The 9,274-nt window shown below is 65.7% G+C and carries 9 protein-coding genes; 7 read left to right on the top strand and 2 right to left on the bottom strand.

Annotated features, from left to right (window positions below; all coding sequences use genetic code 11):
- Positions 1 to 96: 96 nt before the first annotated feature.
- Positions 97 to 990, top strand: a complete 894-nt coding sequence (locus ACODS9_RS26290) for a 1-aminocyclopropane-1-carboxylate deaminase/D-cysteine desulfhydrase (RefSeq protein ID WP_489095105.1) — start codon at positions 97 to 99, stop codon at positions 988 to 990.
- Here the strand turns inward: ACODS9_RS26290 and ACODS9_RS26285 are convergent.
- Together ACODS9_RS26285 and ACODS9_RS26280 are read right to left on the bottom strand one after the other, a co-directional pair.
- Positions 981 to 1,526, bottom strand: coding sequence for a cytochrome b (locus tag ACODS9_RS26285; RefSeq protein ID WP_134693918.1), 546 nt, complete (start codon positions 1,524 to 1,526; stop codon positions 981 to 983). The genes ACODS9_RS26290 and ACODS9_RS26285 overlap by 10 nt on opposite strands.
- 128 nt (positions 1,527 to 1,654) lie before the next feature.
- Complete coding sequence (locus ACODS9_RS26280; protein WP_489095104.1) at positions 1,655 to 2,647, bottom strand: DUF1853 family protein; 993 nt, start codon at positions 2,645 to 2,647, stop codon at positions 1,655 to 1,657.
- A 44-nt stretch (positions 2,648 to 2,691) separates the two neighbouring features.
- Between ACODS9_RS26280 and ACODS9_RS26275 the strand changes: the two genes are divergently transcribed.
- From ACODS9_RS26275 to pepN, 6 genes are read left to right on the top strand one after another with little or no spacing between them, the layout of a single operon-like run.
- Positions 2,692 to 3,582: an NAD(+) kinase gene (locus ACODS9_RS26275; protein WP_011532967.1), complete on the top strand. Its 891-nt coding sequence runs from the start codon at positions 2,692 to 2,694 to the stop codon at positions 3,580 to 3,582.
- A complete protein-coding gene (locus ACODS9_RS26270) occupies positions 3,582 to 4,553 on the top strand; it encodes a metallophosphoesterase (RefSeq protein ID WP_046854725.1) in 972 nt (323 codons plus the stop codon). The genes ACODS9_RS26275 and ACODS9_RS26270 overlap by 1 nt, the downstream gene beginning before the upstream one ends.
- Positions 4,550 to 5,434 carry a rhomboid family intramembrane serine protease gene (locus ACODS9_RS26265; protein WP_489095103.1) on the top strand — a complete coding sequence of 295 codons (885 nt, stop codon included), beginning with the start codon at positions 4,550 to 4,552 and terminating at the stop codon, positions 5,432 to 5,434. Before ACODS9_RS26270 ends, ACODS9_RS26265 begins: the two co-directional genes overlap by 4 nt.
- A 13-nt stretch (positions 5,435 to 5,447) precedes the next feature.
- Complete coding sequence (locus ACODS9_RS26260; RefSeq protein WP_023630887.1) at positions 5,448 to 5,708, top strand: YeaC family protein; 261 nt, start codon at positions 5,448 to 5,450, stop codon at positions 5,706 to 5,708.
- A complete protein-coding gene (locus tag ACODS9_RS26255; RefSeq protein ID WP_217866679.1) occupies positions 5,705 to 6,535 on the top strand; it encodes a DUF2797 domain-containing protein in 831 nt (276 codons plus the stop codon). Before ACODS9_RS26260 ends, ACODS9_RS26255 begins: the two co-directional genes overlap by 4 nt.
- 13 nt (positions 6,536 to 6,548) lie before the next feature.
- Positions 6,549 to 9,206, top strand: coding sequence for an aminopeptidase N (pepN, locus tag ACODS9_RS26250; RefSeq protein ID WP_489095102.1), 2,658 nt, complete (start codon positions 6,549 to 6,551; stop codon positions 9,204 to 9,206).
- Positions 9,207 to 9,274: the final 68 nt, after the last annotated feature.

Here is a 9,274-nt window from a genome sequence, read left to right as displayed (position 1 = left end):
GGCAACGGCAACGGCAACGGCAACGGCAACGGCAACGGCAACGGCAACGGCAACGAGCAACACATCCGCATCTGGGCAATCAGATAAACTGCCTTCATGTCTGATTTTTCTCTCCCCCAAGCCCCCCTGAAACGCCTCGACCTATCTTGGTTACGCCACGCGGGAATCGAAGCTGCGGTCCTGCGCCTGGACCTGATCGACCCGCTGATCAGCGGCAACAAATGGTTCAAGCTGCGTCATCACCTGCTCCGGGCCCGCAAGGCCGATGCCCCGGGCCTGATCAGCCTGGGTGGCAACCATTCCAACCATCTCCACGCCCTGGCCGCCGCCGGCAAGCGCTTCGGCTTTGCTACCGCCGGGCTATTGCGTGGCCACCCCCAGGAAACACCGACGGTACAGGACCTGCGAACCCTGGGCATGGAACTGCACTGGCTCGGTTTCGGCGGCTACCGCAACCGCCATGAGCCCGGCTTCTGGGAGCCCTGGCAGGCCCGCTACCCGGATTGGCACTGCATCCCTGAAGGCGGTGGCGGCCATGCTGGCGCGCAGGGCTGCGGTTTGATCGTCGCGCAATGCCGGGCGCAATTGGCAACGCTCGGCTGGACGGACTACGACGCCTGGTGGCTGGCGGCAGGCACCGGCACGACCTTGGCCGGAATGGTGCTGGAGGAGGCGGGCAGGCATGTGGTCCATGGCGCCCTGGCCGTGCCCCTCGACCACGGTGTACCGGAAACCGTCGCGGCGCTGGCGGGTGCGCACGGCTATCAGTTGCACGACGCCAGCCGTGGCGGCTTTGCCCGTATCGATGACGGGCTGCTGGCGTTTATCGCCGACACCGAACGGCAAACCGGCATGCCGCTGGAGGCGCTCTATACCGGCAAGGCCCTGCTGGCCCTGCGTGACCAGGTCGCGGCCGGGCGTTTTGCCCCCGGCACCCGCCTGGTGTTCCTGCACACCGGAGGCCTGCAGGGACGACGCGGTTACTTGTAGGGCAGCATGCGCAACAGCGTGTTGTCGCGTCGCACATAGTGGTGATAGAGCCCGGCCAGCGCGTGCAGGCCGATCAGCCAGTACCCCCAGCTGCCGATGCGTTCATGCCAGCCCTTGATGAACTTGCTCAGGTCCGGGTCGGGGGCGACGATCGCCGGCAGCTCCAGGCCATAGAACGGGATCGGCTTGTCGGCGGCACTGAGAATTGCCCAACCGGCCAGCGGCAGGCCGATCATCATCAGGTACAGCAGCAGGTGTACCAGGTGCGACAGACCCGTCTGCCAGGCCGGTGGCCTGGGCACGATCGGCGGAGTGGGGCGCGACAGGCGCATGGCCAGGCGCAGCCAGACCAGCACGAACACCGTCAGACCGAGCATGAAGTGCAGGTCTTTCATCAGGTCGCGTTCGGCGCTGCCCTTGGGGAACAGGCCGCGCAGTTCGATGCAGGCGTAGACGGCGGCCAGCAGCACCAGCATCAGCCAGTGCAGGGCGATCGACAGCCGCGCGTAATGGGTCGCGGGAGTGGATGAAACCATGGTGGGTCCTCGTCATCAGGTCGGAAAGGACGCTCTTGCTGGCGCCTGGCTGTCATCGTACGGGGGCGGTGTAAAAATTGTGTTGATATGGGCAGGCAAGAATGTCTCGTGCAGGTTGGTCTGCTCCGTCACCCCTGCGGAAGATGTGGCCATCTGTCTGCCACCAGAAACACCCGCTCGGCTTCCTGCCAGGCGCCGTCTTCATCCTCTTCAAGCCTGACCAGCAACTGCGCCGGGGCCACCTCATCCAATGCTTGCAACCAGCGGTCGAACTGCTCGGCTGCCCAGCAACTGCCTGCTTCGACCCGCGCCGGCGCCAGCCACCCATGCCGGGGCAGCGGCTGCCAGCGTCCGGGAGGGCAGTGCGCGAGGTAGTCCGCCCAGTCTCGACGATGCAGCCAGTGCCCGCGCAAATGTGCCGGATGGGCGCCGGCAGGCGCTTCGGCATGTCCGGGCCAGGGGTAGAACAGATAGCCGCCGAGCCATAGCTGGGCCTCGACTTCGGCGATTCCCAGCCCGGCCAGCGCGGTGCGACTATGAGGCTGGCCGGAGATGGTCAATTGATGCCCGGTCAGGTGCGCCAGCTTGGTCCCGAGGCGGTCATGGCAGCCGGGGCCGAGCCAGTTTGCCGGGTCCTGCCCGTCGTCAGCAGGCGGTCCCAGGTAGAGCTTGATGGCCAGCTCCAGATGATGATCGCCCTCGCGGTCGCGCAGCAGAATGTCCAGCTCGCCCAGAGTATGCCCGCCGTCACGGATCGCCAGGTTGGCCGCCAGCAGTTCGATGCCCGGTGCCTGGTGCAGGGCGAACTGCCACAGGCTTTCGTAGTACAGACCGAGCCGCCGGCTGTTCAGGCGTGCCAGCCAGGCGAGCAGCGGCCCAGGGGCCTGGTCGAGGTAGACGAGCCAGCGGCCCAGGGCCTGCGGATCATCGGCCCAGGCGCTGCCCTTGAGCGGGTGACGCTGGGCGCAGGCGGCGTCCTCCAGCAGCGGCGGTGACAGCAGCGCCCAGGCCAGGTCGCGCACCGCAGGGTGACGCAGTTGGCGGGGCAGGGGTTCGAGGTCGGCGAAGGGCGTCATCCTGCGAGCATAGCCGGTTTGCCGCTGGCCGGTCCTTTCGCCCATAATCCCGGCATTGTCACCCCGCCGCAGAGCCTTGCAGGAGCACCATGGAGCAATTTCGCAATATCGGTATCATCGGACGCCTTGGCAGCTCCCAGGTGCTCGACACCATTCGCCGACTGAAAAAATTCCTCCTCGAGCGCCACCTGCACGTGATCCTCGAGGACACCATCGCCGAAGTCCTGCCGGGCCACGGCCTGCAGACCTCGACACGCAAACTGCTGGGCGAGGTCTGCGACCTGGTCATCGTGGTTGGTGGCGACGGCAGCCTGCTTGGCGCCGCCCGCGCCCTGGCCCGCCACAACATCCCGGTGCTGGGGATCAACCGCGGCAACCTGGGTTTCCTCACCGATATCCGCCCTGACGAGCTGGAGGAGAAGGTCGCCGAGGTGCTCGACGGCCATTACCTGGTGGAGAACCGCTTCCTGCTGCAGGCCGAGGTGCGCCGTCACAATGAGGCTATCGGCCAGGGCGATGCGCTCAACGACGTGGTGCTACACCCGGGCAAGTCGACGCGGATGATCGAGTTCGAGATCTACATCGACGGCCAGTTCGTCTGCAGCCAGAAGGCCGATGGCCTGATCGTTGCCACTCCGACCGGCTCCACCGCCTACGCGCTGTCCGCCGGTGGCCCGATCATGCACCCCAAGCTGGACGCCATCGTCATCGTGCCGATGTACCCGCATACCTTGTCCGGCCGGCCGATCGTGGTCGACGGCAACAGCGAGCTGAAGATCGTCGTTTCCAAGGACCTGCAGATCTACCCGCAGGTCTCCTGCGACGGCCAGAACCACTTCACCTGCGCTCCGGGCGATACCATCACGGTGAGCAAGAAGCCGCAGAAACTGCGCCTGATCCATCCGCTGGATCATAACTACTACGAGGTCTGCCGCACCAAGCTCGGCTGGGGCAGCCGCCTGGGCGGCAGGGACGACTGATGCTCGATCCGGCGCGCAGTTTCGACATCATCGGTGACGTGCACGGTTGCGCGCTCACCCTCGAACGCTTGCTCGACGCCCTCGGCTACAAGCGCATCGGCGGGGTGTGGCGGCACCCGCGGCGCCAGGCGTTGTTCCTGGGCGACATCGTCGACCGCGGCCCGCGCATCCGCGAGGCGCTGCACATCGTTCATGACATGGTCGAGGCCGGCCAGGCGTTCTGCATCATGGGCAACCATGAGTACAACGCCCTGGGCTGGGTCACCCCGGCGTTGCCGGGCAGTGGCAAGGCCCATGTGCGCGAGCACACCCCACGCCATGCGCGGCTGATCGACGAGACCCTCACCCAGTTCGCCCAGCACCCCGGCGACTGGCACGATTTCATCCAGTGGTTCTACCAGCTGCCGCTGTTCATCGACGCCGGGCGCTTTCGCCTGGTGCATGCCTGCTGGGACCCACGGCTGATCGAGCCGTTGCGTCTGCAGTACCCCACGGGCTGTATCGACGAGCATTTCGTGCAGGCCTCGGCAGTGTCCGGCAGCTTCGCCTCGACAGTGTGCAACCGCCTGCTGCGCGGCACCGACATGCGCCTGCCGGACGGCTTGACCCTGACCGGCGGCGACGGCCTGACCCGTGCCTTCTTCCGCACCAAGTTCTGGGAGGAGGACCCGCAGACCTACGGCGACATCGTGTTCCAGCCCGACGCGCTCCCCGACGAAGTGGCCCGCACGCCGCTCAGCCACAGTCAGAAGAACGCCCTGCTGCGCTATGCCGAGGACGAGCCGCTGCTGTTCGTCGGCCATTACTGGCGCAGTGGCCGGCCGGCGCCGATCCGCGACAACCTGGCCTGCCTGGACTACAGCGCCGTGCTCTATGGCAAGCTCGCGGCCTACCGCCTGGACGACGAGACCCGCATCGACCCGCACAAGTTCGTCTGGGTCGATGTCGACCGCCCGCAGGCCAGCCAATGAACGTGATCGAAGTGCTGCGCCTGCCGTTGGCGGTCGATCTCAGCGGCTTCGTCGCCCTGCTGCGCCGTCTGCAGGTGCCGCACCGGGTGGTGGAGGAGGGCGAGGAACAGGTGCTGTGGGCGCCGCCGGCCATGGCCCACGACATACTGGAACTCTATCGGCGCTTCCCTGAGGGCAATGCCGACCTTGAAGCCATGCCCGAACCTGTGGACGCGGGCATGCCGACCGCCCCGGCGGCGCCTTCGCTGAAGGAGCAGGCCCTGGCCTGCAAGGTCACCACCGCGGTGCTGATCCTGAGCCTGGTGGTCGCGGGGGTAACCGGCCTGGGTGACAACCTCTCGACCATCGGCTGGTTCACCTTCCTGGCGTTCAAGGTGCAGGGCGACTACCTGTACTTCACCCCATTGCTCCAGGGCCTCGCCGAAGGCCAGTGGTGGCGCCTGGTTTCGCCCATGCTGCTGCACTTCGGCGTATTGCACCTGGCCATGAACGGCCTGTGGTATTGGGAACTGGGCAAGCGCATTGAGCTGCGCCAGGGCCCATGGATGTTGCTGGGGCTGACGCTGTTGTTCAGCCTGGTGTCCAACCTGGCCCAGCATTTCACCAGCGGGCCGAGCCTGTTCGGCGGGCTGTCCGGCGTGCTCTACGGCTTGCTCGGGCATGTCTGGTTGTACCAGTGGCTGGCGCCGAACCCGCAGTTCAACCTGCCCAAGGGCGTGCTGGTGATGATGCTGATCTGGCTGGTGATCTGCCTGAGCGGCGTGGTCGGCCAGCTCGGCTTCGGCCAGATCGCCAACGCCGCCCATGTCGGCGGGTTGCTCATCGGATGCCTGACGGGGCTCTTGGGTGGCGCGCTGGCGAGGCGTAAACTGACGGCCTGACTGAGGAGACAGCATGTCCACATTCGCGCAAATGATCGAAAACATCACCCCCGAGATCTACGAGAGCCTGAAGACGGCCGTTGAAATCGGCAAATGGTCCGACGGCCGCAAGCTGACCGCCGAACAGAAAGAGCTGTCGCTGCAGGCGGTGATCGCCTGGGAGATCAAGAACCTCCCCGAAGAGCAGCGCACCGGCTATATGGGCCCGCAGGAGTGCGCCTCGAAGTCGGCGCCGATCGCCAACATTCTGTTCAAGTCGGACTCGGTACATTGATCGAACTCGCTCGTGGCTCTCTGAGCAAGATGGCGGTGCGCCTGGACGCACCGGTCGTTCAATACAGTTTCCGCCTGGATGACGCCGAAGTGCCGGTCAACCCGCTGATCGGCCAGTCGATCCGCCTGGAGTACCTCGGCGCGATTCACTGCAGCCATTGCGGCAAACGCACCAAGACCAGCTTCAGCCAGGGCTACTGCTACCCGTGCATGACCAAGCTGGCCCAGTGCGACGTGTGCATCATGGCCCCGGAACGCTGCCACTACGACGCCGGCACCTGCCGCGAGCCGTCGTGGGGCGAGCAGTTCTGCATGACCGATCACGTTGTGTACCTGGCCAACTCGTCGGGCATCAAGGTCGGCATCACCCGCGCCACCCAGTTGCCCACCCGTTGGCTCGACCAGGGCGCCAGCCAGGCGCTGCCGATCATGCGCGTGGCCACCCGCCAGCAATCCGGGCTGGTCGAAGACGTGCTGCGCAGCCAGGTGCCCGACCGCACCAACTGGCGCGCGCTGCTCAAGGGCGACGCCGAGGTGCTCGACCTGCCGGCCATCCGCGAGCAGATCTTCGACGCCTGCGCCGACGGCATCCGCGCCTTGCAGGAGCGCTTCGGCCTGCAGGCCATCCAGCCGCTGCCCGACGCCGAAGTGGTGCAGATGCGCTACCCGGTCGAGGCCTACCCGAAAAAGATCGTCAGCTTCAACCTCGACAAGGATCCCGTCGTGGAAGGCACGCTCCTGGGCATCAAGGGCCAGTACCTGATCTTCGACACCGGCGTGATCAACATTCGCAAGTACACGGCCTACCAGCTGGCCGTGCTCCAGTAAAAGGATCGTCACCATGCGTACCGAACAACCGCAAGTGATCTACCTCAAGGACTATCAGGCCCCCGAGTACCTGATCGACGAGACCCACCTGACCTTCGAACTGTTCGAGGACCACAGCCTGGTCCATGCGCAGCTGGTCATGCGCCGCAACCCCGAGCGCGGCGCCGGCCTGCCGCCGCTGGTGCTCGATGGCCAGCATCTGGAGCTGCTGAGCGTGCAGCTGGACGACCAGGCGCTTGCCGCCGGCGACTACCAGCTCGATGACGACAGCCTCACCGTGCATCCCAAGGCCGAACGCTTCACCCTGGATACCAGCGTGAAGATCCACCCGGAGAGCAACACCGCACTGGAAGGGCTGTACAAGTCCGGCAAGATGTTCTGCACCCAGTGCGAGGCCGAGGGCTTCCGCAAGATCACCTATTACCTCGACCGCCCGGACGTGATGAGCACCTTTACCACCACGGTGATCGCCGAGCAGCACCGCTATCCGGTGCTGCTGTCCAACGGCAACCCCACGGGCAGTGGCCCGGCGGATGACGGCCGCCACTGGGCGACCTGGGAAGACCCGTTCAAGAAGCCGGCCTACCTGTTTGCCCTGGTAGCCGGTGACCTGTGGTGCATCGAGAGCGAGTTTACCCGCCAGTCCGGCCGCGACGTGACCCTGCGTATCTATGTCGAGGAAGAAAACCTCGACAAGTGCGACCACGCCATGGTCAGCCTGAAGAAGTCCATGCTCTGGGACGAGGAAGTCTACGGTCGTGAATATGACCTGGACATCTTCATGATCGTCGCGGTCAACGACTTCAACATGGGCGCCATGGAAAACAAGGGCCTGAACATCTTCAACTCGAGCTGCGTGCTGGCCCGCGCCGAGACCGCCACCGACGCCGCCCACCAGCGGGTCGAGGGCGTGGTGGCCCACGAGTACTTCCACAACTGGTCGGGCAACCGCGTAACCTGCCGCGACTGGTTCCAGCTTTCGCTCAAGGAAGGCTTCACGGTGTTCCGCGATGCCGAGTTCAGCGCCGACATGAACTCGCGCACGGTCAAGCGCATCGAGGACGTCGCCTACCTGCGTACCCATCAGTTCGCCGAAGACGCCGGCCCCATGGCCCACCCGATCCGTCCGGACAGCTTCATCGAGATCTCCAACTTCTACACCCTGACGGTGTACGAGAAGGGCGCCGAGGTGGTTGGCATGGTCCACACCCTGCTGGGGGCCGAGGGCTTCCGCAAGGGTAGCGACCTGTACTTCGAGCGCCATGATGGCCAGGCGGTTACCACCGACGATTTCATCAAGGCCATGGAAGACGCCAACGGCGTCGACCTGACCCAGTTCAAGCGCTGGTACACCCAGGCCGGCACCCCGCGCCTGGAGGTCAGCGAGGCCTATGACGCTGCCGCGCAGCGCTACAGCCTGACCTTCCGCCAGAGCTGCCCGCCGACACCGGGGCAGGTTGAGAAACTGCCGTTCGTGATCCCGGTGGCGCTGGGCCTGCTGGATGCCCAAGGTAACGACCTGCCGTTGCGCCTGTCCGGCGAAAGCGCCTCCGCTGGCACCAGCCGCGTGCTGTCGGTGACCGAAGCCGAGCAGACCTTCACCTTCGAAGGTATTGCCAGCCAGCCGCTGCCGTCGCTGCTGCGCGGCTTCAGCGCACCGGTAAAGCTGAGCTTCCCCTACGACCGCGACCAGCTGATGTTCCTCATGCAACACGACAGCGACGGCTTCAACCGCTGGGAAGCGGGGCAGCAGTTGGCCGTGCAGGTGCTCCAGGAGCTGATCGGCCAGCACCAGCGTGGCGAAGCACTGGCCCTCGATCAGCGCCTGATCACCGCACTGGGCACTGTGGTTGGCAATGAGTCGCTGGACCCGGCCATGGTCGCCGAGATGCTCTCGCTGCCGGGCGAGGCCTACCTCACCGAGATCAGCCAGGTGGCCGACGTGGATGCCATCCACGCCGCCCGCGAGTTCGCCCGCCGGCAGATCGCCGAGCAGCTGTTCGATGCGCTGTGGGCGCGCTACCAGGCCAACCGCGAGGTCTCGCGCAAGACCGCCTACGTGGCCTCGGCCGAGCACTTCGCCCGCCGCAGCCTGCAGAACATCGCCCTGTCGTACCTGATGCTCAGCGGCAAGCCGCAGGTGCTCGAGGCGACCCTGGAGCAGTACGAGCACTGCGACAACATGACCGAGCGTCTCACCGCCCTCGCGGTGCTGGTCAACTCGCCGTTCGAGGCCGAGCGCGCCAAGGCCCTTGACGCTTTCGCCGAGCACTTCAAGGACAACCCGCTGGTCATGGACCAGTGGTTCAGCGTGCAGGCGGCCAGCACCCTGCCCGGCGGCCTGGCGCGGGTCAAGGCATTGATGCAGCACCCGGCCTTCACCCTGAAGAACCCGAACAAGGTGCGCGCGCTGATCGGTGGTTTCGCCGGGCAGAACCTGGTCAACTTCCATGCCGCTGACGGTTCGGGGTATCGCTTCCTGGCGGACCTGGTGATCGAGCTCAATGCGCTGAACCCGCAGATCGCCTCGCGTCAACTCGCCCCGCTGACCCGCTGGCGCAAGTATGACGACCAGCGTCAGGCGCTGATGAAGGGCGAGCTGGAGCGGATCCTCGCTTCCGGTGCGCTGTCCAGCGATGTGTACGAGGTGGTGAGCAAGAGCCTGGCGTAAGCCTGTTCGACACCAATCGCGGGGCAAGTCGGGTCGCCGCATCGCCGCTCCCACGCCAGTTGAGGATG

This window comes from Pseudomonas sp. FG36 (assembly GCF_057809275.1).
The sequence above is the reverse complement of the archived record's forward strand: the minus strand, read 5'-3'. Positions and strand labels throughout refer to the sequence as shown.

Bases quoted from the DNA above. Each gene is read 5' to 3' on its own strand.
- ACODS9_RS26260 (WP_023630887.1), top strand. From the start codon at position 5,448: ATGTCCACATTCGCGCAAATGATCGAAAACATCACCCCCGAGATCTAC.
- ACODS9_RS26265 (WP_489095103.1), top strand. From the start codon at position 4,550: ATGAACGTGATCGAAGTGCTGCGCCTGCCGTTGGCGGTCGATCTCAGC.
- ACODS9_RS26275 (WP_011532967.1), top strand. From the start codon at position 2,692: ATGGAGCAATTTCGCAATATCGGTATCATCGGACGCCTTGGCAGCTCC.
- ACODS9_RS26290 (WP_489095105.1), top strand. From the start codon at position 97: ATGTCTGATTTTTCTCTCCCCCAAGCCCCCCTGAAACGCCTCGACCTA.
- ACODS9_RS26285 (WP_134693918.1), bottom strand. From the start codon at position 1,526: ATGGTTTCATCCACTCCCGCGACCCATTACGCGCGGCTGTCGATCGCC.
- ACODS9_RS26280 (WP_489095104.1), bottom strand. From the start codon at position 2,647: ATGGGCGAAAGGACCGGCCAGCGGCAAACCGGCTATGCTCGCAGGATG.
- pepN (WP_489095102.1), top strand. From the start codon at position 6,549: ATGCGTACCGAACAACCGCAAGTGATCTACCTCAAGGACTATCAGGCC.
- ACODS9_RS26270 (WP_046854725.1), top strand. From the start codon at position 3,582: ATGCTCGATCCGGCGCGCAGTTTCGACATCATCGGTGACGTGCACGGT.